Raw genomic sequence first — 22,800 nt, 5'->3', positions numbered from 1 at the left:
CCGGGCACCAGGCCCGGATCAGCGTGTAAGGAGCACCAATGAGAGGAATAGTCCGCGCGGTCGTCCTCACCGCGACGGCCCTCGGCATGGTCATCACGTCGGCCGCCACCGCACAGGCCGACCAGCCCTCACAACTGCCGTCGCGGGACGCACGGGCCGCAGCGATCGCCACCGGTGAGATCGGCGCTGCCTCGAAGGGCGGCAACGGCCTCGCCGCGACGTGGTACACCGGCACCGTCGCCGTCGGCGGCACACAGGGCTGGACCTGGAACAACGCACCAGCAGACGCCGCCTACGTGGTCGGCTACAACCCCGCCGGCGCCACCACCTCGGCCACCTGCCAGTTCGAAACCATCAGCAGCCGGTACGTCCAGCTGTGGGGCGGGCAGCGGCAGTTCCAGTTCACCCTCAAGAACGTCGGCTCGATCGCCTGCGCGGCAACGGTCCAGCTCTCCGCCGTGAGCAGCTCGGTCGTCAGCTCCACCGGCGGCGTCAGCCCGGGCGGCACCCAGGTGCACCTCTGGAACATCCCGGTGAACACCAACTGGATAGTCGCCCTCAACCCGACCGGCGCCACCAGCTCCGCGGCCTGCCAGTTCCAGGTGACACGCAACTGGTACGTGCAGCCGGGCAGCTCGAGCCGCCAGTTCTGGTGGGAGCTCAAGAACGTCGGCACGGTCACCTGCCAGGCCGACATCCGGCTCGCCTCCACCGCCGTGAGCTACACCTTCAACGTCGCCACCGTGGCCCCCGGCGTCACCTGGGGCCAGACCTGGAACAACGCCAACCCCGTCACCTCGACCTACCTGGTCGGTGTGACACCCCAGGGCAGCTACCCCTCGTGCCAGTTCGAGGTCACGCGCATGGTCTACGTCCAGCGCATCAACAGTGACGGATCATCCCAGCGCCAGATCCTGATCTGGTTCAAGAACGTCGGACCGAACACCTGTGGCGGGCGCGCCGACCTGCAGACCCTCGCCGCCTGATCCCGCACCTATCCCAGCGGCCATCGCGCGACAACCACCGTTGTCGCGCGATGGCCGCGCCGCCTGCACTCGTCAGCCGCACCGGAATGGCGGCTGGTGCCGACCCCCTTGAGCCACACGTCGCGCATCCGAGAGCCAAGGCGGGCTATCGAGCGCCCCAGCTGTCCATGGGCGGGTCGACAGGTGAGCTTTTCCGAACCGGGGCCCGTGCCGCAATGGAGCGCACCTATGACGGCAGCAGCAGGTATCCGGAACCGGTGTGCCAGGTCCCGCCGGCCGCCACCGCCCTGTGCAGGCGGCTTCCTCCGGCCACGAACCGCTGGATGCTGTCGCCGGGTGTCGTGTGCGACAGGACGAAGCGGCGGGCGAAGGCGAGGATGTTGGAGTCCGGCGAAAGGTGCTCGGTGAGTTGGGGGTCGAGCATCCACGACTCGCACACGCCGATCTCGTACCTGATCTCTGGAAAGTGCCGGGCGAAGAACGGCCGCGCCTGTGCCAGGGCGGCGTCGACCGCGGTGGGGGTGAACGGTCCGCAGTACTCGGGAATGTGGATGGACAGCACCGGGTCCCCCTCCCGGTACGGCAGCCCGGCTGCGGCCATGCTCGCCGCGACGCTCCCCAAGAGGGTCATCTGTTCGAACTGGAGCCGTCCCAGCTGGTAGATCCGGCCCTGGAAGTGGCGGGTAATCCAGTTGTGGGTGTCCATGCCGGCCGTGCCGGTGCGGCGGCGGTGGACCGCCAGCTGGCGCCCGAGGTCGGTGAGGATCAACCGGGATAGCTCCTGCGGGATGTCCCGCTGCTGGTGGTAGCGCTGCACGTGTGGCAGTGCTGCGGCGAAGACGTGCACGAAATAGAACGCCGGTGCGCCCGGCGGCAGCTCCCATCTCGGCAGCTCGGTGACCGTGCCGACGGTCTCGGTCAGCTGGCGGACGTGCGCCTCGAAGGTGGCGGCCAGTTCGGGCGGAATCACCGTGGACAGTACGGCGGCGACATCCTCGTGCGGAACGGCCAGGTCGAGGAGCATGGCGAGCAGCGTGTCGGGCATGAGGTAAACGTAGAGGCGCGCAGGCGGGGTGTCACCGGGAGCGAACACACCTGGCCCGGCCGTCCAGGGCGGCAGGGTTCCGTCAGCCTCCGGAGGGCTTTTGCTCCTCGGGGCAGTCCGGCTGGGTGGGCTGGTCGGTGTAGAGCTGACCGCACTGGGCGACCACCTGCTGGTCGGATGCTGGTGTGTCGCCGGGTTTCGCGGGTGTGGCGATCCGGATGAGCATCACGGGGCGCTGGCGCGCGTGATGCCCGTCCGGATCGCCGTGCAGATCGACGAGTCCGCTCGCGCCGTTGATCGGTCCCAGCTTGGTCAGGGCCAGGGCCACTCCGGCGCGGTCGACGATGTGCGCTTCGGGGTCGCCGGCCCGCTGGACGCGGAAGGCGTTCTTGGCCGCTTGCGTCATCGCGTCGGCGGCGTCGTAGGCCATAGCCGCGTAGACCGGCGAGGGCTGCTGAGCGGCGGGCACCTTCAGCTTGTCGACGAGTTCCCGGAACTTGGTGTAGAAGGGTGTCCGGTGGGCGACCGGCACGGACTGCCATACCTCTGCCGACGCCAGCGGTGTATAGAAGATCTCTATCCGGGAGTCGGTGAGGGCCGGCTTGCGGTCGGTGATGTATTCGGTCACCGCGTCGGAGGCGATCACGATGATGCCGGCACAGGACTTCGCTGCGGCCGCCTGGAACGCGCCGAACTGGCTCGACCTCCCGGCGTAGTAGAGGATCTCGGGCCGGTTCCGCGACCTGCACACGGGTCCGATCACTGATTCGACACTGGCCGCACCGGCGAAGTTGACCTCGTCGGCGTTGATCTGCGGGTTCAGCTTCCGCAACTCCGCCAAGACGTCCGCGCCGAGGTCGGTCGCGTACAGGTCGGTCTTCGTCGAGTCGGTGACGACGGTGACCCGCTTGGCTGCCGGGAGGACGTACTTCTCCGGAGGCAGTCCGGCCGTCGGAGGAATCCCGTGGACCATCCAGTTGGCCGTGTACTTCGCCATTTCGGAGTTCGGCGGAGCCAGCGGGAAGACGGAGGGCAGGTAGTTTCCGTCGACCATCGCGAGCTCGTCGTAGGTCGCGGCCGTGGGCAGGACCGGCAGGACTCGGCCGCTGAGGCGCTGTATCGCGGTGCGGACCGACTCGCGGCTCTCGTTCGCCCCGATGACCCCGATGGCGTTGTCGTCGTCCATGTGCGCCAGCATCGCGTCGACCGCCAGATCGGCGTACGCATACTCGCTGCCCGCGTTCACCGGCAGGATCACCAGCTGCGGAATGGTGCCGTCCTTGCTGACGTCGATGAGGCTGTCCTGCAGCAGGGCTGCGCCGACGAGTTCGCCGTGTGCGTCGGCGAGGAGGTCGTCCGCGGCACCGGGAGACGCCGGGGCGCTGAAGGCACCGAAGTGGTACACGGTGACGTACGGGCTGTTCGAACCCATGATCTTGGCATTGTTCGCGGCAATGTGGTCGGTTACCGACCGGAGGCGATCGGCGAGGACGAAGCCGTCTCGGCCGATCCCGATGCACTCGCCTGACGGGACCCGCTTGATCTCGGGTACGCACGACCCGAACTGCACTGCGAGCACGTAGACGGTCGGCGCGGCGAGCAGGGCGACCGCCGCGGTGGCCGCGACCCACAACCGGGACAGGAAGGGCTTGCCTCGGACCGGCCGCGGTGTGAAGCCGTCGTTGCGCAGGAACTCGGCATGCTCTGCTTCGACGTCGATACGGACGATTCGCCGGGAGCCGACGCGGCGCACCCGGTGCAGGTCGTCCGTCCATGCCTGCCACAGCGCGTCGAGTTCCTCCGGACGGGTCAGGGCCGAGATCGACGCGTCGGCCGGCGCGAGGGTGTCCGTGACGGAATCCTCATCGGTGGGCAGGGCCATCAGCAGCAGCGGGTCCCAGGCGACGGTCTGCCCGCGTACCTCCTCGATCCGCCCCGCCAGCGGGATGCAGCGGCCGGTGAGCAGGACGGCCGGGTAGATCGTCCGGGTCCAGGTGACCCGCCGCCAGATTTTCCACAGCCTGCGTTCGTATGCCTGGCGCAGGTCTTCGAGGAACGCGTTGACCAGCAGAAGTTCGAGGGTGTCGTTCGCCGCCGGCGCTTCGTCGCGTCGCCGTGCCGCATACCCCGTGACCGACCTGGATGTCGCCGCGGCCGCGCCGCGCAGGGTGACGACGCGGATCGCGAAGGAGTCGACGTCGGTCGGCCGGTCCCGCGCCCGCTCGTGCTCCGTCCAGCCGTAGGGCTGCCGGCTGAACCAGCGGTACCGGCGGGCTCCGGCCCAGCTGCGCGATTTGACCCACATCTGGCCGAGGACGCCGACGAGGGCGAGGCCCGCTGATGCGAGCGCGGGTCCGACCGCCATGTCCCAGGCGACGAACGTGACGAGGCTGGTCAGGGAGGCGATGGGCACCCATGCCGCGATGGGGCCTTCGACGTATGCGCGGATGTTGGCGCGCATGCTGTCTTTGCCGTGGCCGTTCGTCAGCGCCCGGCGCCGGCTGCTGACCTCCTGCTTGACGTGGGTGTCGAGGGCCGTGCCCTGAGGGTTGGGCGACATGCTGATGAGCCACAGGACGTGGTGGAGCAGGGGGAATCGGATCCTGGCTTCGCCGCGCGGCGCCGTCGATGACAGCTTCTCTGCCGCCAGGCGGAGGACCTCGGCGAAAACCTGGTATCTCGGCTGACCGCCGACGGCGGGGTCGACGGCGACGGATGCTTGAGGCGCGCGGCTGTGCCGGTCGCCCAGCGCGTCGGCGACCGCGGCCACATCGTCGGCCTGGCCGCGGAAAAGGAGCGTCGGCAGCGGCAGGTCGCCTTCACGCGCCGTCGGCCGCGCGCGGATGTCGTCGATCAGTTCCCGCAGCCAGCGGGCGCCGTCGCGCGGGGTCGCCGAACCTGCCGAGCCGTGTGCCGTTGAGCCGGGCATGCGTAGTCTCCACCGAAGGCTGCGGCACGGCACGTGGAGTACGTGACCATCTCGCCATAGAAGCTCATCACAATACAGCAAGGTCACTATGTGTGTTGTCCCGCAGGGTTCCGAGCCGAACCAGGCGGGCGGGCTCACTTGGGGCGTAGCTCGGCTGTTACGCGTGGCGGAACAGTCCGTTGACGCCTCACGGCGTACGGCGTGAGGGTTGTCGTTTCGACGAACAGGAGACGTCAATGTTCCGTCAAGCGGCAGCTGTACTCGCCATCGTCACTCTCGCGACCACTCTGGCCGTAGCGCCGGCCGATGCCGCAGGTGTCGACCTGATCTGTGGGGGCACGAACACCGCCACCTTCACCCCGGGCCTGACGCTCACGGCGCAGACCGTCCACATCGACGCGGTGGGTACGCTGACCAGCTGCGTGTCGTCCGATGCCGCGATCACCTCGGGCACGTATACCGCTTCGGGCAACGGCACTCTCAGCTGTCTGACGGGCGGCCATGCCGGACAGTTCACCATCTCCTGGAACACCGGTGCGTACAGCACCATCGCGTTCACCAACTCGGTGGCCGTGCGGCCGCTCGGCGAGGTCGTCGTCCTGGCGACCGGTACTGTTACCAGCGGTGAATTCGCTGGCGACACCTACACCGGTACGTTCACCCTTTCAACATGCAGCCGCTGGCGTGCCTCACCACCGGCGCCACGGTGAGCGAAGGACCCACTACGGCAACCCTTGCCAGCTAGCTTCATGGCAAGTGTTCGTCCGCAACGATCCGTGGCAACCGCGGGGGACACCTGGGACATGGCCATCTCTACTGCCTAGGCTGCAGCGCGCTCGCACGGCAACGAGCCGATCAACCGCACATGCCTCGTCACGTTGGGTGTCACCCGGGTCTGCTGCACCGATAGGTGACATTCGAGATGGCTTGCCCTGTGGGCAGGCTGGAAGGATGTCGCTGTGCCCAAGCCCTACCCCCGTGAGTTCCGTGACGATGTCGTGCGGGTCGCGCAAAACCGTGATGCCGGCGTGACGGTTGAGCAGATCGCCAATGACTTCGGCGTGCATCCGATGACGTTGTTCAAGTGGCTGCGCGCCGCCGACGTCGACGCCGGGACCAGACCCGGCGTGAGCAGCACCGAGTCTGCAGAGCTCCGCGAGGCGCGCAAGCGGATCAGGCTCCTCGAACAGGAGAACGAGGTCCTGCGCCGGGCTGCGGCCTACCTGTCGCAGGCGCACCTGCCGGGAAAAGGATCTACCCGCTCGTGAAGGATCTGGCCGCCGACGGCATCCCCGTCGCGGTGACGTGCCGGGTACTGAAGATCTCCCGCCAGCACTACTACCGGTGGCTTGCCGAACCGGTCACCCTGGCTGAGTACACGCAGGCGTGGCGAGCCGACGCGCTGTTCGACGCTCACCGCGACGATCCGGAGTTCGGGTACCGGTTCCTGGCCGACGAGGCCGCCGCGGCCGGGCAGCCGATGGCCGACAGGACCGCGTGGAAGATCTGCTCCAGCGGTGGCTGGTTCAGCGCCTTCGCCCGCAAACGGCGTGGCAAGGGCCGCAAGGTCGGTCCGCCGGTCCACGACGACCTCGTGCGCCGGGACTTCACCGCCGCCGGGCCGAACCGGCTGTGGCTTGCCGACATCACCGAACATCGCACCGGCGAGGGCAAGCTGTACCTGTGCGCGGTCAAGGACGTCTGGTCCAACCGGATCGTCGGCTACTCGATCGACTCGCGCATGAAGTCCCGGCTGGCCGTGAACGCGCTGAACAACGCCGTCGCCCGCCGCAACGGCGTGGCCGGATGCGTTCTGCACACCGACCGCGGCAGCCAATTCCGATCAAGGAAGTTCGTCGGCGCGCTGCACCGGCACCGGATGCTCGGCTCGATGGGCCGGGTCGGAGCCGCCGGCGACAACGCGGCCATGGAGTCGTTCTTCGGCCTGCTGCAGAACAACGTCCTGGACCGCCGCACCTGGGCCACCCGTGAACAGCTGCGCACCGCGATCGTGACCTGGATCGAGCGCACCTACCACCGCCGTCGACGCCAGCGCCCGCTAGGCAAGTTGACCCCTATCGAGTTCGAGACCATCATGACCCCACAGGCCAGTCAGGCCGCGTGACTACACCTGTCACCTATCGGTGCAGCAGACCCCCCCGCCCGACATGCCGTGGGGCGAATGAGCAAGTCAACTGCCGGTGACAGCGGTGATTGATGCCCGAATGGGCGGTGCCTGTGATGGTGATCAGGTCCTACGGTGACGCCGTGACGCTGCGCAATAGGGCAAAGATGACCGTTGGGGCCGGGCTGGCCCTGGCGGTATACGGGCTGGTCGAGGCACCGTTGGTCATGTCTGTCTCGATGCCGCTGGTGAGTCCGGTGCTCGTTGTGGTGGTGGCTGCGTTCTACACGCTGTGTGTGGCTGCGCCGGGCGAGCGCAGCGGCTTTGGAGTCACGCTACCGTTGTGGCGTCTGCCGGGGTGGGCGCTGGCGGTATGGGCACTGTTCCTTGTGGCACCGTGCGTCTCTTTGCTGTTCTGGACGCCTTCGGGCAGCCGCCAAAACTATGAGCCGACTCCCCTTTTCTCCCTTGTCGCTGCGTACTTCGGTGTCACCCTGGCTTTGATGTCCTGGGAGCGGCTGCGTGGACTCGCTCCGGAGCAGCGCCCCACGCCGTAGACGGCGGTGGCTCACGGGTGGGCGACCGGCTCCCGCATGATTCCGGTGGTTCGAGCTGTGCCTGAGGTCTGCGATCGTCTCTTCGAGTACGGCCACGGGGTCCTGGTTGTGCGCGAGGTACCGACGGTTCCGGTCAATCGCCGGTCAACTGCCGGTCGAGCGCCTGGTGACGGACAGGCCGTGAGGCGGATGGTGGGTGGTGTCAGTGATGCAAGCCCATTATCGGAGGTGACGACGTGAACCGTCCCTTGTCCAGGCTCCTTCGTAGTTCGGTCCCGCTCGTTATGGGTGCCGTTCTCGTTTTGACCGGGTTCGTGCCGAGCCCGGCGGCTGCCGGTCCGGCCGGCACCGCGAGTGGTGTGCTCCAGTTGGAGATGGCGCGCCAGCTCGCCAGGTACCCCGGCGGGGTGCAGACCACGGCGACCCAGATCAGCTACGACGGTGGCCGTTTCGTCATCGACTACGCGCCGCCGTCCGGTGAGGTGTCGCTGCTCGGCACTCCGAACTGTCCGGTGGACTGGGTGTGTTTCTACGATCTGGACAACTACGGGTACCCGCGCGGGAAGCTGCGGGACTGCGGGTGGCAGGATCTCGGCACCTGGGGATGGCGCAACCGGCTCAACTCGGTGCACAACAACCACGACTACACGGCCATCTTCACCGACGAAGACCTGTGGGAGGCCGTCGACGTGTCCCGCAAGAGCGCCAACCCGAACATGGGAGTCGTGCGCAACCGGGCCGACACGATTTACATCAACTGCGGTTGATGTTCGGTAGCCGCCGTCGTTCCCGGCAGGCACTGCCTGCCGGGAACGACGGTCCGTTGCGGCCTATACGACGGGCAATCCCTCGACGAGACGGGCGATCGCCCACCCGGCCCTGAACATCTCGGCCAGCCCTACCACCGTCACCGCCGGGTCCACGGTGACGCTGACGATCACCGGCACCTCGAACGGCAACTACACCAACGCCCGCATCGAGGTCTCGGCAGGCTGGGGCACTGGCGGCACGACCGGCACGCTCACCTCGTTTACCGGCAGCCCTAGCTGCGGCGCCGGCACGCCGTCCACACCGACCTGCTCGGAGATCACCAACAGGTACAAGCTGTACCCGATCAACCTCACCAACAACCAGGCGTTCTCCTACACCATCACCTTCACGGTCGACGCCGCCACCGCGGCGGGCACGTTCAATGGCAACGCCCAGTTCTACACCTCCAGCAACAGCGCCGTCGGACTGAGCGCGGGACCGACGATCACCGTCGTCGAGCCCACCGTCGACGCGTTCGCGCTCAAGTTCACCAAAACCAGCGGTCTCACCATGGCCACGCTGCGGTTCCTGGTGGGCAACCTCGGGCCCGGCGACATCCCTGCCAACGAGCTGACCACGGTCATCGACCCGGGCGGGCTGGGCACCTTCGTCACCGTCACAGACTCCGGTGGTGCCACCTGCACCCTGGGCATTCAGGCGATATGCACCAAGGCCGGCCCTTACGCGGCCGGAGGCGGCCTGTCCACCTTCGAAGCCTCATCCAGGTCGACCTGCTGGCGCTGGGCACCTACACCGTCACGGCCATCGCCGCCACCGCGCTCAACGACACCGATCCCAGCAACAACACCGTCACGCACACCTGCACTGTGCTCACCGGATTGATCATCACCTGCTGACGACACCCTCAGGACCACGAGCGGAGCGCCGCCGGGCACGGCAACCACCTACCCGGTGCCGCGACGCCGAATCGCCGATGTTGCCAGGAAGACGGCGGGTCGGGGATCTGCGCGACCAACGGTGTAAGCCCTCTAAGGGAGCACCGATGACCGAGGTAGTGACCACGGCTGTCGATGGCGACGTGTTGTCGGGGTACGACGACGGCGGGCTTTCCGAGGAGCAGCCTTGACCAGGTCGCGGAGCCCCAGACCACCGTGCGTGGTCGCCAACGGACGGGTCGGTCGTGCACATGCCACGACTGGGGGAGGGCGGGGACCGCACCGCCGATACGCAGGGATCGACATCCGTTGGTAGCGTCAGGCGGGTGTCCGGTCACATCTTCATCTCCTACAGCCACGCCACCGACAGCCTGTACGTCGGGCAGCTCGCCGACTACCTGTCCACGGCTGGGTTCCGGGTCTGGTTCGACCGCGACATCGTTCCCGGCGACCAGTGGGAGACCGTCATCCGCGACCAGATCACCACCTGCGCCGCCCTGATCGTGGTCATGACCCCCGACGCCGAGAGGTCGGCCTGGGTGCGCCGTGAACTCATCCAGGCCGAGGAGGAGGCGAAGCCGGTCCTACCCCTGCTGCTGGCGGGAAGGCGCTTCTTCCGCCTGGCCGACGTGCAGTTCGAAGACGTCAGCAACGGCCAGATGCCCCGCCCGTCGTTCCTCGAACGCCTGCGCGAACACCAGGCGCCGCCCCGCATCCACGCACCGGTCCGCGCACTGCCGGCCGCGGACCTCCTGCGTATCCGCCATGCCGAAGCCCTGCGCGCCAGTGAGAGCGGCGCGTACCTGGAAGCGGAGAAGCTGCACCGCGCCGTCTTCGCCGACCGCCTTCAGGCCCTGGGGCCGGACCACCCCGACACCCTGGACTCCCGGTACAACATCGCCCGCAATCTGGGATACGCCGTCCACCCCGCCGAAGCGGTACAGCTGCTGCGCGACGTCGTCGCCGACTGCACGCGGGTGCTGGGCGCCGACCACCCCGACACACTGCGCGCCCGCATCGCCCTGGCCGCGTACGTGGGCGACGCCGGAGACTGGACAGGGGCGGTGCGCCTGTACCGCGACGTCGTCGCCGACTGCATACGGGTGCTGGGCGCCGACCACCTCGACACCCTGCACGCCCGCAACGGACTCGCGTACAACATCGGGGAAGCGGGAGACCCGGCTGGTGCGGTGCGCCTGTTCACCGGCGTCGTGGCGGACTACTCGAGGGTTCTGGGAGCCGAACACCCCCACACCCTCGACGCCCGATCCGTGCACGCGTGGAACACCGGTAACGCGGGGAACCAGGCCGAGGCCGCGGGCCTGTACCGCGATCTCGTCGCCGACTACACCCGGGTCCTGGGCGCCGACCACCCCGTCACCCTCCGCGCCCGCAACGGCCTGGCAGCCTACGTGGGCGACATCGGAGACCAGGCCGAGGCGGTACGCCTGTACCGCGATCTCGTCGCCGACGACACACGGGTATTGGGCGCCGACCACCCCAACACCCTGACCGCCCGCAACAACCTCGCCTGGACCGTCGGGAGTACCGGGGACCAGGCCGAGGCGGCACGGCTGTTCCGCGACGTCCTGGCCGACTACACCCGCGTGCAGGGTGCCGACCATCCCGACACGCTGCGCGCCCGCGACAACCTCGCGCGCAATACCGGTGAGGCGGGGGACTGGGCTGAAGCGGTGCGCCTGTACCAGGAGGTCGTCGCCGACCGCACGCGGGTGCTGGGCGCCGACCATCCCGACACGCTGCGCGCCCGCGACAACCTCGCGTACAACGTCGCCGAGACGGGAGACCGGGCCGAGGCGGTGCGCCTGTTCCGCGACGTCGTGGCGAACTACACCCGGGTGCAGGGCGCCGAGCACCCCAACACCCTCAACGCCCGCAACAACCTGGCCTACAACGCCGGCGAGGCGGGGGACCGGACCGAGTCGGTGAGCCTGTTCCGCGACCTGGTGGCCGACTGCACGCGGGTGCTGGGCGCCGACCACCCCGACACGCTGCGCGCCCGCGACAACCTCGCCCGCAATACCGGCGACGCGGGAGACCGGGCCGAGGCGGTGCGCCTGTACCGCGACGTCGTCGCCGACCGCACGCGCGTGCTCGGCGCCGACGATCTCTCCACCCTCAACGCCCGCGACAACCTCGCCTACAACGTCGGCGAGGCGGGGGACCGGGCCGAGGCGGTGCGCCTGTTCCGCGACCTCGTCGCCGATCGCACGCGTGTGCTGGGCGCCGACCACATCACCGCACTGCGCGCCCGCGACAACCTCGCGCGCAATCTCGGCGAGGCGCAGGACTGGGCGGAGGCGGCGAGCCTGTACCGCGACGTCGTGGCTGATTACACACGCACGCTGGGCGTCGACGACGTCGACACCCTGCGTGCCCGCAACAACCTCGCGTACAACATCGGCAGAGGCGGAGACCTCGCCGAGGCGGTGCGCCAGTTCCGCGACCTCGTCGCCGACTACACCCGGGTCCTGGGCGCCGAACACCTCGACACCCAGCGCGCCAGCAACAACCTGCTGAACTTCCAGGGGTGACGGTTCGTCACCGGCGACGACGCCCCTCGGTCCGCCACAGCCCGGCCGGCCTGGACACGCCTACCCGCTCGACGCTCTCCCAGCCGCCGTCAGTTCATGATCTATTTGTGATGTCTCGCACGCGGGAGCTGCGGGTGCTTCCTGGACGGCTGGCCGGTGGCGGTCAGGTCCCTGAACGACCCCGCAGAAGCCGGGCCGCGCGCAGGCGGCACCGCGCCGCCGCCAAACTCGACGGGTACGCCCGGCTGGCTGCCATCGGCGGTCCCGGTACCCGGTGCTGTTCTGGCTGGGTAACCCCGCCCGGGAAGGGCACCTGCACCCGCCACCTCGGGCCACGACAGCGACCCTGCCGGGCCGGTCTGGCTTCCCGCCGACGACTGGGGCGGGTATCCCTGGGGGAGCCGCCGAGCTCGCACGGCCCCGACAGCGCCGTCAACCCGAACTGGCGCCACGGCGTTCTCGACCCGGCCGCAGACCGGTACGCTGGCCCGCCTCCCTTATAATCGGGATAGCTCGATGTAGCGATCACCGGATGAGAGGGAAGCCGTGGCCTCGTCACCGCCAGGGACACCCGGACGGATCTCCTGGTTGCTGACGCATCCGGGCTGGATGGGTATCGGTGCCATCGCCGGGGTGCTGGCGGTCGTCGCGACGGTCATCATCGCGACGTTGCAAATGACGCCCCAGTCTCCGTCCGGTGCGGCAGGCGGGCCGAGTTCCGCGGCGTCGGGGACGGTGTCTCCACCGGCGTCATCGAACGAACCGAGCGGTACAGACGGTGTGCCCGCCCCTTCACCCACCGATCGCGAATGGACGCTGCAGCCGGCGGCCCTGTTCAAGAGCGGTAGCCTGCACCTGTACACGCCGCCGTCGAGCATGGGCACGGAGAAGGCGTGGGATCTCGACCTCAACCGTGCGGAAGGGGTCTTGGCGGCGGCCACCACCGACGTCGAGGCCGCAGAGCGGGCTCTGGGAGCCCAGAACGGAGCCGCGTTCGCACCGCTGGCCGCGGGCCGGGTACCCACGCTCGCGGAGTGCGCAGCCATACCGGTGGCACAGTGGCTGCCCGCGATCGATCAGGACGATCTGAAGCCCAAGGCGGTGTTCTGCGTGCTCACCACATCCGGACGATACGGGTACCTGAGGATTCAGAAGGTGAACCTGATTCCGAAGGACTACCTCCTCGAGGAGCGCGCGGGAACCATAGGAGACATCTCGTTCAGTTTCGTGCTGTGGAAGAAGCCCGGCGACTGACACCGAGAGGACGGCGCTGCCGTCCCCTTCGCCGCGGCGAGGGACTGCGTGCGGGCGGCTGCGATAAACGAAGCGGCCGAGGGTCTCATCGCCCGCCCCGAGGATCGCGCCGAACGACTCCGACGATACGGGCGCCGAAGCCCTGCGGAAGGGATACGGCCGTGCTGGTCGGCTCATGGGCGCGGGTGCACCGAACGATCACGTCACTGAAAGACGATCGCTGGTTCTCGCCGTCGCGTTCCGCCGGGGAGGTTCGTGTCACCAGGCGACGGCGCCGGCGTCGTTGAAGAATGAGCCGGTCGGTCCGCCGTCAGGCAGTGTGGCGAGACGAATCGCTATAGTCGCGGCCTCCTGAGGCGGGCGTCCTTGGAAGCCGGTGAAATCGGTCGCGACCAGGCCCGGGCACGCGGCGTTGACGAGGATGCCCGTGCCGGCGAGCTGTCGCGCGTAGTGGACCGTGATGGCGTTGAGGTACGACTTCGTCGGCGCATAGGCCGCCATGATCGGGCCGACTTCGATGGCCGGGTCCGCCTGCAGAGCCACCGACCCGACGCTGCTGGAGATGTTGACGATGCGCGGCGACGCCGAGCGCCGCACGAACGGCAGCATCGCGTTGGTCACCCGGATCACACCGTAGACGTTGGTGTCGACGACCGCGCGGACGAGGTCGAGGTCGAGGGCGGTCGGATCCTGCGTCCAGCCCGGTCCCATCTCCCCGGATACGGCGGCGTTGTTGACCAGAGCGTCCAGGCGGCCGCATCGGCGCTCGACCAGTTCCGCTGCCGCGGCGACGCTGCGGTCGCTGGTGACGTCGAGCGGGACGGCGAGCGCGTCCACTCCGGCGGCGTGCAGGGCACTGACGGCCGCCTCGCCCCGGCCCTTGTCGCGGGCGCCCACCGCCACCCGGTAGCCCTGTGCGCCCAGCCCTGCGGCGATCGCGTACCCGAGTCCTTTGTTCGCGCCGGTCACCAGCGCGATCTTCTTGTCGCTCATGACCTTGATACTGCGCTGCTGGCCAGCGGCGTTCCAACACCGATCAGGTGCGCTGTCATACCCTCCCGGTATCACCGCAGTATCGTGACGCGGTGGACACCCTGGAGACCCGCGAGCTCAGGTACTTCGTCACCGTCGCCGAGGAACTGCACTTCAGCCGGGCGGCCGAGCGCCTCGGCATCGCCCAGCCGCCCTTGTCCCGGGCGATCCAGCAGCTCGAACGGCGTATCGGCGTCGCCCTGTTCGAACGCAACCGCCGCGGCGTCGCCCTCACCGATGCTGGTCAGGTGCTGCTCGCCGAGGCGCGCGTCATCCTCGATGCGGTCGCTGCGGCCGCCCGCCGCACCCTGCGCGCGGCGTCCTGCACGAACCGCCTGACGCTGGCGACGAAGGCCGGCGCGAATCACGACCTGTTGCGGAAGCTTCTCGACGCCCACGCCGCCGAACCCGGCGCCGCCGAGATCGAGGTTCTGCTGTGCGGAATGGGCGAACAGGCACCGATGTTGCGAGACGGCCGCGCCGACGTGGCGCTCATGCAGCGCCCCTTCCACTCCATGGCCGGGTTCGACACCGAAGACCTGCGTACCGAGGAGCAGGTCGCCATCCTGCCCGCAGGGCATCCCCTCGCCGCACGCACGTCTCTCACCATGGCCGACATCAGCGATGTGGCGGACCTGCCGCTCGCCCGCTGGCCTTGCCTCGATGGCGCCTACCCGCCCGGTCCAGGCCCTGAGATCCACGACCAGTCGCAGCTGGCGCAGCTGATCGCCCTCGGGCGCACCGTCGCCGTCACGAGCGCATCCGCCCGATCTTGGCTGTGGAGCGCACACGTTGCCGTTCCCCTGACCGGCGCGCCTCCCGTCACCACCGTTCTCGCCTGGCCTGCGCATAGTCGGTCTCCGGCCATCGCCCGGCTCGTCCGCACGGCAGCCCAGCTATAGGCACATCCTTCAAGAGTGCCGATGCGCGGAGGCACAGTGCCGGGCGAAGAACGCCTTGTCAACGATTCGTGCTGTGCCCGCCCGTCGGCATGTCCGCGCAGGGCTCACCTTGCCGAGCGTGCGGTGCGCGGGGACCGGCGGGCATCAATCGTCGACGTGACCGGGAAGTCATGCCCGGACGAACCAGTCCGGGATGTCCGTGGACGTCCGGCCGGGTCGCGGTTGCGGACACGGCCCGGTCACGGTCGTGCCGGACCCGACCCGCCTGCGGGAACGTATGACCAGACCTCGCTGTGCACCCCGACCGGCGGCGGCACCGGCTCACCGGCGCGCTCGGCGGCCGAGCGGTGGCCGTGCGCGAACGCGGGCGAACCGACCCACGCCTGGAATGCCTCCTCGTCGCGCCAGCGAGTGATGACGAGCCACGTGGTCCGCTCGTCGTCCGGGCGGAGCAGCTCGAAGCCCTCGAATCCGTCCTGATCGTCGACGGCGCCGGCCCGCGCGGCGAAGCGGCGCGCCAACTCGCCACCGCTGTCGGCCGGCACGGTGATTGCATTGATCTTGACTATGGTCATGCTGTCATTCTGTCCGACCCACCGGGACGGCATCCGCACACGCGCCGGGGCGGACACAAGGCATTGGTCGATCATGACACGGTGACCGATTGGCGCTGGGCCGGCCGCGCGTCGGTGCCGGGATGAACGGAAGGAGCCATTGCCGCGGCGCCGGATTGCACGTGCTGAGTCCCGGTGGAACAGCCCGCCGTCGCTACCGCGACCCCATCTCGCAGCCAGCGGTCGGCGGCCGTCGCTTCACGATCGAATCGCGGCAGTTCCGGATGCCCCAGGATGTCAGTTGAATTTCGTCCATTGCCCTTCGGAGACCACCTGGACGGAGCCGCCGACGACCTTGATGGCCGTCTGTTCGTCGATGGCGTAGGCGGGGACGCCGAGGTCGGCGGCCCACCGCTCCGCGTCGGCGAGGGTGTTCTCCGGGAAGGCGTTCAGGTGGGGGAAGATCGAAAAATCGACGACTCCCAGGGTACGGTCGTCCGGCGCGGACGGCCACTCGACGAAGTCCGCTCCGATCCGGGGCGTCATGACCATGCTTCCCGCACTCACGCCCACCCAGACCATGTCAGGCAGCGAGGGCAGCAGATCGGCCAGCCCGGACTCCCGCATCCAATGACACAGGTAGGTCGCGTCGCCGCCGTCGACCAGGAGCACGTCGGCCTCCTGGACCCAGGGCACCCACCGCTCCGCACCGATGGTGGGCAGCGCGGTGAGTTCCAGCACCCCCAACGACTTCCAGCCCAGGTCACACATGGGCGACGGGCTTCGGCCGGCTATGAAACGCCAAGCCGAGGCCGGATTGCACATGGGATGCCCGTACTCCGCCGTGGGGATGCAGAGGGCGTCGGCTTCCCCGACCGGCTTGCCGAGAAGCTGCACGAGCGCAGAGTGGATGCTGGGGTTCGTGACACCACCTGATGTCAGCAAGAGCTTCAAGGTGTCTCCGAGTCCCGCGCGGAAATGTGGAGTCGCTGAGCCCGGACTCCTGGTCGGACTCAGCGTAGCCGGGGCCACCTTCGGCGTGCCGTCAACTCTGATCTGGATGCTCGCATCCCGGGTCATCCCGCAAGGAGCGGAAGAACATGCGCGGATCCTACGGGGGTCTACACCGGGTCTGGGCTTCGCGATCAGGTGGAACGCGCGGCCGACGGCTCGAGGGTAAGGCGGGTCTTTGCTGCAAGGATATTGGCCGGAGTTGTCGGATCCGGGCCGTGCTGATCGTTGCTGGGGTAGGACGTCGCCGACGAGGGCGCGCCGTCACGACCACAGGAGGGCCCGACCGATGCCGCACCCACTGGCGAAGGTTCGCCGCATGTTCGAGCTCGTTGAGCCGATCGCCACCGTCACGTTCTCCGAGGTGCCCAACGAAGGGTTCCTGGCCCTGGGCATGCGCAACTACTGGGACGGGTATTTCGCGGGCCGGGCCGCGCCGCTGGGACTGGCACCGGCCGAGGTGGTGCACGCGGTCTTTTACAATTTCGCCGACGGCGAGGTGGCGCGCCACATCCCCTGGGTATGGGGGAAGACCACCCCGCAGGAGGCGACCGCCGTACGTGAGCAAGGCAGCGCCACCGCGCTACGGCAGCTGATCGGGGATCTCGCCGACTCCCCGAGTGTGGTGCGGGCCGCCGAGCTCGCTACCCGGGCAGCGGTCAGCGCCCCGATCGAGGGCCGAGCGCTGTACGCCGGGCTGCGGGCGCTCGCCCTGCCGCAGGAGCCGGTTGCCAGGCTCTGGCACGCGGCGACACTGCTGCGGGAGCACCGAGGGGACGGCCACAACGCCGCCCTGCTCGCCCATGGCATCGGCGGCACCGAGGCCCACGTCCTGCTCGCCATCTCCCTGGGAATGCGGCCTCAGGAGTTCGGCCGGGTCCACCACCTGCCCAAGGCGCAGCTGGCCGCGGTCCTCGACGGGCTGCGCCGACGAGGCCTGGTGGACGCCGCCGACGAGTTCACCGACACCGGCCGGGAGACCAAGCAACGCATCGAGGCCCTCACCGACGAGCTGGCGGCGCCGGCGTACGGCGTACTCAGCGTGGACGAGCTCGACGAGCTGATCGCGCGGCTCGGGCCGATCGCCACCGCGTTGGAGGCGGCCGACTACTGAACCCGTGGATCAGGCAACGGCCACGCCCAGCAGGTTCCACTGGCGGCCATGCTCGGACCGACATTGCTACCGTTGGCCCTTGTGGCTCGGAGCCGACTGTCCGCAGGCCGTCGTTCGCCCAGAACGGTTCACCGTCCCACCCGGAGCGCACCCTCGACACCGGGTAGCTTGCCGCACGGCCGAAGCTCAGCCCGCAAGCCAAAAGACCTACAGGGGAATTAGAGACGATGAGTGACCGGTCACCATGACGCGGGTCGGCCATGGTGGTGGCGAGGGGAGTGAGATCCGCCGGATAGGCTCGGCGGGGTCTCGCGGTGGCCTGCGCTTCAAGCCCCGTGGACGCCGCCGACATCCACCCCACGATCTGGAGGCCAACCCAGGTGACCGGAGAACTCGAAGCCCAGGGCATGTACGGGGCTGACGACCTTACCCACCTGGAGGGGCTGGACGCCGTTCGCAAGCGGCCCGGCATGTACATCGGTTCGACCGACAGCCGCGGTGTAGGTCACCTCGTCAACGAGATCCTCGACAATTCCACGGACGAGGGGGTGGCCGGTCACGCGACCAGGGTCGAGGTGACCTTGCACGCCGACGGCTCGGTACAGGTCGACGACGACGGCCGAGGGATCCCTACCGACGTGCACGCAAAGTCTGGCATATCGGGCGTCGAGTTGGTCCTGACCCGGCTGCATGCCGGCGGTAAATTCGGCGGCTCGGGGTACAAGACCTCCGGTGGGCTGCACGGGGTCGGCGCCTCGGCGGTGAACGCGTTGTCGCTTCGCTTCGACATCACCGTCAAACGGGATGGCAAGGTGCACCAGATGTCATTCCGGCACGGCGTTCCCGGGGTGTTCGACGGCCCCGATCCCCAGGCGGCCTTCACCGCGCAACCCGGTCTGCGGGTCGTCGGCCCGATGAAGCGCGGCGACTCCACCGGCACGTCGATCCGGTACTGGCATGATGCCCGCTATTTCGAGACCGGGGCGGTGCTGGACGTCGAGGCCGTCCGGGCCAAGCTGCGCAACACCGCGTTCCTCGTCCCCCGCGTCTGCTACCAGCTGCGCGATGTCCGCCACGGCCTGGTCGACGAGGAGACGTTCCGCTTTCCCAACGGTCTGACCGACATGGTGGACTTCCTGACTCCGGCCGGGGACCGGGCCGTGTGCGGGACGCTACTGGTGACCGGGACGGGCACGTACAAGGAGAACGCCGCGGACGAGAACGGCGTCATGCGCGCCAACGTCGAGCGCCAGGCCGAGGTCGAGGTGGCGTTGCGGTGGGGCACCGGATACGAGCGGACGATCGAGTGCTTCGCCAACACCATCCGCAATGCGCACGGCGGCACCCACCGCAAGGGGTTCGAGCGTGCCGTGGTGCGGGCGCTGACCGAAGCGATGCGTAACAGTCGCGGTCTGCTGCGCCCCAAGGAGGAGCCGCCGATCCTCGACGACATCCTGGAGGGCATGACGGCGGTCATCCACGTCCGGCTCCCCGAACCGCAGTTCACCTCGCAGACCAAGGACGAGCTGTCGACGGCCGGGGTCACCAAGGTGCTGCAGGCGATCGTGGAGCAGCGCCTCAAGGCGTGGCTGGAGGATCGGAAGACCCGGTCCGAAGCGGCTGTCGTCCTGCAGAAGATCGTCGACGCCGCCCGGGTGCGGTTGACTCAGAAGCAGCAGAAGGACGCCGCCCGGCGCAAGACGGCCCTCGAGGGTGCGTCGATGCCGCCGAAGCTGGTCGACTGCAGGTCGACCGGGGTGGATCGGAGCGAGCTGTTCATCGTGGAGGGCGACAGTGCGCTCGGCACCGCCCGGCTCGCGCGATCGTCGGAGTACCAGGCGCTCCTTCCCATTCGCGGGAAGATCCTCAATGTCCAGAAGGCGAGCCTCCAGCAGATGCTCGACAACGCCGAGTGCTCGGCGATCGTGCAGGTGCTCGGGGCCGGATCGGGTCGCACCTTCGACTTGTCGGCGCTGCGCTACGGACGGGTCCTGATCATGGCCGACGCCGATGTCGACGGTTCCCATATCCGTACGCTGCTCATCACGCTCTTCGCCAAGTACATGCGGCCGCTCATCGAGGCCGGGCGGTTGTACACCGCGGTTCCGCCGCTGCACAAGGTGGTGACCAAGGGCCGCAACCCGGAGACCATCTACACGTACACCGAGGTCGAGGTGTCGAGCGTGGTGGCCCGGCTGCAGAAGGCCGGCAAGCAGGTGGTGACCCCGATTCCCCGGTTCAAGGGCCTCGGTGAGATGGACGCGGACGAGCTGTGGGACACCACGATGAACCCGGCGGTCCGCGCGGTTCGCCGCATCACCATCGACGACGTCGACGCCGCCCAGCGGGTACTGGAACTGCTGATGGGCGAGAAGGTGGAACCGCGCCGGAACTGGCTCATCGATTCGGCGAGCCGGGTCGACCAAGCAACGATCGACGCCTGAGAAGATCACCGAGGAGCGCGCAACGATGGCCCGCAGCCAGAGCACCAAGTCCCGAGTGGACCTCTCGTCCTTTGACCGGGCAGGGGCCCGGATTCTCGACAATCCGCTGGTCACGGAGGTCGAGGACTCCTATCTGGAGTACGCGTTCTCGGTCATCCACTCCCGCGCGCTGCCGGATGCCCGGGACGGTCTCAAGCCGGTGCACCGGCGCATCCTGTTCTCGATGAGTGAGCAGGGGTATCGGCCCGACCGTGCGCACGTGAAGTCGGCCCGCGTCGTCGGCGATGTCATGGGCAAGTACCACCCGCACGGTGATGGTGCCATCTACGACGCGATGGTTCGCCTGGCTCAGAACTTCTCGCTGAACGCACCGCTGATCGACGGCCACGGAAACTTCGGCTCCCCCGACGACGGGCCGGCCGCCTCCAGGTACACCGAGGCGCGGATGTCGCGCGAGGCGATGCTTCTGGTCGGCGAACTCGGCGAGGGTACCGTCGATTTCAAGCCGAACTACGACGGATCGCTGCAGGAGCCGACGGTGCTTCCGGCGGCCTTTCCGAACCTGCTGGTCAACGGCACGTCGGGCATCGCGGTCGGTATGGCGACCAACATGATCCCGCACAACCTGGGCGAAGTCGTCGCGGCCGCTCGGTGGCTTATCGAGCACCCGACCGCGACCTTGGACGAGTTGATGGCGTTCATCCCCGGCCCCGACCTGCCCACCGGTGGGCTCCTGCTGGGCCTGGATGAGGTACGCCGAGCGTACGAGACTGGTCGGGGTGTCGTCCGCATGCGGGCCCGGGTCGAGATAGGGCTGCTGGAAGGCAGCCGTGGGCGCCACGCCATCACGGTGACGGAACTGCCCTACGGCGTGGGAGCCGAGAAGGTCATCGAAGCGATCACCGAGGAGGTCAAAGGCAAGCCGATCACCACCGGTCCCCGCCGGGGCCAGCGTCAGCCCGCCCGCTTGCAGGGGATCGCCGACATCAAGGACCTCACCGACCGGGAGAACGGCACCCGGCTGGTCATCGAGTGCAAGGTCGGAGTGAACCCGCAAGCGCTGCTGGCGGATCTGTACCGTCTCAGTCCGCTGGAGCAGTCGTTCGGCGTCAACAACCTCGTGCTGCTCGACGGGCAGCCGCAGACGCTGGGGCTCAAGGCACTCCTGGAAGTGTTCCTGGCACATCGCTACGAGGTGGTCACCCGACGCAGCGACTTCCGCCGCCGCAAGCGCCAGGAGCGCCTGCACGTGGTCGACGGCCTGCTGATCGCGTTGATCGACATCGACAAGGTGGTCCGGCTGATCCGTGGCAGCGACAACGCGTCGTCCGCCAAGGAGAGCCTGATGCGGGAGTTCGCCCTGTCGGACATCCAGGCCGCGTACATCCTCGACACCCCGCTGCGGCGCCTCACGAAGTTCGACCGGCTCGAACTCGAAAACGAGCAGGGCGTCCTGCGCGGTGAGATCGCGGAACTCTCGCGGATTCTGGATGACGAGAGTGTCCTCAAGGCGGTGGTCTCCGATGAGCTGACAGCGGTCGGCACGGAGTTCGCCGCCCCGCGCCGGACGACCCTGATCGACGGGGACCTCAAGGAGGTGCTGGCAGCCTCGGCACCAGCGGGGCCGCTGGAGGTGGCCGACGACCCCTGCCAGGTGATCCTCTCCGCGACCGGCCTTGTCGCCCGGACAGCCGCCGAATCCGAGGAAGCCACCGAGGGTCGCCGCCACAGGGGCCGGGCCAAGCACGACGCGGTACGGGCCGTCGTTCACGTCACCGCCCGCGGCCAACTGCTGCTGGTCACGAACCGCGGCCGGGCATTCAAGGCCGACGTGCTGCCGCTGCCGGTGCTGCCGGCACAGTCCGGCACCGTCTCGGTGAGCGGCGGAATGTCGGCATCCGAAATAGTGCCCCTGGAAGCCGGCGAAAGAGTCATCGGCCTTGCCCCGCTGGGGCAGTCCACCGCGGGGTCGCCCGGACTCGCCCTGGGCACCCGGCAGGGCGTGGTCAAGGTGTGCGCCCCGGAATGGCCGGTCCGCTCCGACGAGTTCGAGGTCATCGCCCTCCGCGACGGCGACGAGGTCGTCGGCGCGACGTGGCTCCCCGACACGACGGCGACTCTCGCGTTCGTGGCATCCGACGCGTCGATGCTCAGATTCAGCGCGGGACTCGTACGCCCACAGGGCCTCAAGGGCGGCGGCATGATCGGAATCAACCTCGCCGCAGATGTCGACGTCGCGTTCTTCGGGGCGGTCCACACCGACGATCCACAACACGGCGAGCCCATGGTCGTCACCTCGACCGGCCGTGCGGTCAAGGTCACCCCCTTCGCGGAGTACCCCGACAAGGGACGGGCGACCGGCGGCGTACGAGCCCACCGGTTCCTGAAGGGTGACGCCCGCCTGACGCTGGCCTGGATCGGCCCGCGCCCGGCGGGCGCCAGCAGCGCCGGAGACCCGCTGGAGCTTCCGGCCCCGGATCCGCGCCGGGACGGCTCCGGCACCGCCATGGCCGCCCCCGACGTGGTCGGCCATCTCGTCGACCAGGTTTGAGCGCATGCGGGTCGACTCGCTACTCCTGGAGTCCG

General features: G+C 68.7%; 17 protein-coding genes. 12 read left to right on the top strand and 5 right to left on the bottom strand.

Annotated features, from left to right (window positions below; genetic code table 11):
* Nucleotides 1-38: 38 nt before the first annotated feature.
* The gene (locus F4553_RS04230; RefSeq protein WP_184832258.1) at nucleotides 39-986 is read left to right on the top strand and encodes a hypothetical protein; all 948 of its coding nucleotides are present in this window, start codon (nucleotides 39-41) and stop codon (nucleotides 984-986) included.
* Between the two features lie 226 nt (nucleotides 987-1,212).
* On the opposite strand, the gene F4553_RS04225 is transcribed toward F4553_RS04230, so the two are convergent.
* Together F4553_RS04225 and F4553_RS04220 are read right to left on the bottom strand one after the other, a co-directional pair.
* A complete protein-coding gene (locus F4553_RS04225) occupies nucleotides 1,213-2,031 on the bottom strand; it encodes an acyltransferase domain-containing protein (RefSeq protein WP_184832256.1) in 819 nt (272 codons plus the stop codon).
* 82 nt (nucleotides 2,032-2,113) lie between these two features.
* Nucleotides 2,114-4,960, bottom strand: coding sequence for a hypothetical protein (locus F4553_RS04220; protein ID WP_184832254.1), 2,847 nt, complete (start codon nucleotides 4,958-4,960; stop codon nucleotides 2,114-2,116).
* A 236-nt stretch (nucleotides 4,961-5,196) separates the two neighbouring features.
* On the opposite strand from F4553_RS04220, the gene F4553_RS04215 reads away from it, so the two are divergent.
* From F4553_RS04215 to F4553_RS04185, 7 genes are all read left to right on the top strand, one after another.
* Nucleotides 5,197-5,670 (top strand): hypothetical protein, encoded by a 474-nt coding sequence (locus F4553_RS04215; protein ID WP_184832252.1) that lies wholly within the window; start codon nucleotides 5,197-5,199, stop codon nucleotides 5,668-5,670.
* A gap of 249 nt (nucleotides 5,671-5,919) precedes the next feature.
* A protein-coding gene (locus F4553_RS04210; RefSeq protein ID WP_184830570.1) for an IS3 family transposase occupies nucleotides 5,920-7,085 on the top strand; the annotation gives its coding sequence in 2 pieces (ribosomal slippage) (nucleotides 5,920-6,204 and nucleotides 6,207-7,085; 1,164 coding nt in all).
* Nucleotides 7,086-7,228: 143 nt separating this feature from the next.
* Nucleotides 7,229-7,642, top strand: a complete 414-nt coding sequence (locus F4553_RS04205) for a hypothetical protein (RefSeq protein WP_184832250.1) — start codon at nucleotides 7,229-7,231, stop codon at nucleotides 7,640-7,642.
* Nucleotides 7,643-7,944: 302 nt separating this feature from the next.
* Entirely contained in the window at nucleotides 7,945-8,409 is a 465-nt protein-coding gene (locus F4553_RS04200) for a hypothetical protein (RefSeq protein ID WP_184832248.1), read from the top strand.
* A 157-nt stretch (nucleotides 8,410-8,566) separates the two neighbouring features.
* Nucleotides 8,567-9,295 carry a hypothetical protein gene (locus F4553_RS04195; RefSeq protein WP_184832246.1) on the top strand — a complete coding sequence of 243 codons (729 nt, stop codon included), beginning with the start codon at nucleotides 8,567-8,569 and terminating at the stop codon, nucleotides 9,293-9,295.
* Nucleotides 9,296-9,674: 379 nt separating this feature from the next.
* On the top strand, nucleotides 9,675-11,903 hold the full coding sequence (locus F4553_RS04190) for a tetratricopeptide repeat protein (RefSeq protein ID WP_184832244.1): 2,229 nt from the start codon (nucleotides 9,675-9,677) through the stop codon (nucleotides 11,901-11,903).
* Between the two features lie 588 nt (nucleotides 11,904-12,491).
* The gene (locus tag F4553_RS04185) at nucleotides 12,492-13,157 is read left to right on the top strand and encodes a hypothetical protein (protein ID WP_184832242.1); all 666 of its coding nucleotides are present in this window, start codon (nucleotides 12,492-12,494) and stop codon (nucleotides 13,155-13,157) included.
* 258 nt (nucleotides 13,158-13,415) lie between these two features.
* Here F4553_RS04185 and F4553_RS04180 read toward each other — a convergent pair whose 3' ends face one another.
* A complete protein-coding gene (locus tag F4553_RS04180; protein WP_184832240.1) occupies nucleotides 13,416-14,150 on the bottom strand; it encodes an SDR family oxidoreductase in 735 nt (244 codons plus the stop codon).
* Nucleotides 14,151-14,251: 101 nt separating this feature from the next.
* On the opposite strand from F4553_RS04180, the gene F4553_RS04175 reads away from it, so the two are divergent.
* On the top strand, nucleotides 14,252-15,091 hold the full coding sequence (locus F4553_RS04175; RefSeq protein WP_221469762.1) for a LysR family transcriptional regulator: 840 nt from the start codon (nucleotides 14,252-14,254) through the stop codon (nucleotides 15,089-15,091).
* A 239-nt stretch (nucleotides 15,092-15,330) separates the two neighbouring features.
* Here F4553_RS04175 and F4553_RS04170 read toward each other — a convergent pair whose 3' ends face one another.
* On the bottom strand, nucleotides 15,331-15,666 hold the full coding sequence (locus F4553_RS04170) for an antibiotic biosynthesis monooxygenase family protein (protein WP_184832236.1): 336 nt from the start codon (nucleotides 15,664-15,666) through the stop codon (nucleotides 15,331-15,333).
* 276 nt (nucleotides 15,667-15,942) lie between these two features.
* Nucleotides 15,943-16,599, bottom strand: coding sequence for a Type 1 glutamine amidotransferase-like domain-containing protein (locus tag F4553_RS04165; protein WP_184832234.1), 657 nt, complete (start codon nucleotides 16,597-16,599; stop codon nucleotides 15,943-15,945).
* Between the two features lie 376 nt (nucleotides 16,600-16,975).
* On the opposite strand from F4553_RS04165, the gene F4553_RS04160 reads away from it, so the two are divergent.
* From F4553_RS04160 to F4553_RS04150, 3 genes are all read left to right on the top strand, one after another.
* Complete coding sequence (locus F4553_RS04160; protein WP_246465812.1) at nucleotides 16,976-17,770, top strand: MarR family winged helix-turn-helix transcriptional regulator; 795 nt, start codon at nucleotides 16,976-16,978, stop codon at nucleotides 17,768-17,770.
* 407 nt (nucleotides 17,771-18,177) lie between these two features.
* Nucleotides 18,178-20,214 (top strand): DNA gyrase/topoisomerase IV subunit B, encoded by a 2,037-nt coding sequence (locus F4553_RS04155; RefSeq protein ID WP_184833222.1) that lies wholly within the window; start codon nucleotides 18,178-18,180, stop codon nucleotides 20,212-20,214.
* Nucleotides 20,215-20,239: 25 nt separating this feature from the next.
* Nucleotides 20,240-22,765 carry a DNA gyrase/topoisomerase IV subunit A gene (locus F4553_RS04150; RefSeq protein WP_184832224.1) on the top strand — a complete coding sequence of 842 codons (2,526 nt, stop codon included), beginning with the start codon at nucleotides 20,240-20,242 and terminating at the stop codon, nucleotides 22,763-22,765.
* Nucleotides 22,766-22,800: the final 35 nt, after the last annotated feature.

The organism is Allocatelliglobosispora scoriae, from assembly GCF_014204945.1.
In the GTDB taxonomy this organism is placed as follows: Bacteria; Actinomycetota; Actinomycetes; order Mycobacteriales; family Micromonosporaceae; genus Allocatelliglobosispora; species Allocatelliglobosispora scoriae.
Note: the sequence above shows the minus strand (reverse complement) of the source record. Positions and strands in the feature narration are given on the sequence as shown.

Coding starts and splice junctions, on each gene's coding strand:
- F4553_RS04180 (WP_184832240.1), bottom strand. CDS start 14,150: ATGAGCGACAAGAAGATCGCGCTGGTGACCGGCGCGAACAAAGGACTC.
- F4553_RS04225 (WP_184832256.1), bottom strand. CDS start 2,031: ATGCCCGACACGCTGCTCGCCATGCTCCTCGACCTGGCCGTTCCGCAC.
- F4553_RS04215 (WP_184832252.1), top strand. CDS start 5,197: ATGTTCCGTCAAGCGGCAGCTGTACTCGCCATCGTCACTCTCGCGACC.
- F4553_RS04230 (WP_184832258.1), top strand. CDS start 39: ATGAGAGGAATAGTCCGCGCGGTCGTCCTCACCGCGACGGCCCTCGGC.
- F4553_RS04160 (WP_246465812.1), top strand. CDS start 16,976: ATGTTCGAGCTCGTTGAGCCGATCGCCACCGTCACGTTCTCCGAGGTG.
- F4553_RS04170 (WP_184832236.1), bottom strand. CDS start 15,666: ATGACCATAGTCAAGATCAATGCAATCACCGTGCCGGCCGACAGCGGT.
- F4553_RS04220 (WP_184832254.1), bottom strand. CDS start 4,960: ATGCCCGGCTCAACGGCACACGGCTCGGCAGGTTCGGCGACCCCGCGC.
- F4553_RS04150 (WP_184832224.1), top strand. CDS start 20,240: ATGGCCCGCAGCCAGAGCACCAAGTCCCGAGTGGACCTCTCGTCCTTT.
- F4553_RS04155 (WP_184833222.1), top strand. CDS start 18,178: ATGTACGGGGCTGACGACCTTACCCACCTGGAGGGGCTGGACGCCGTT.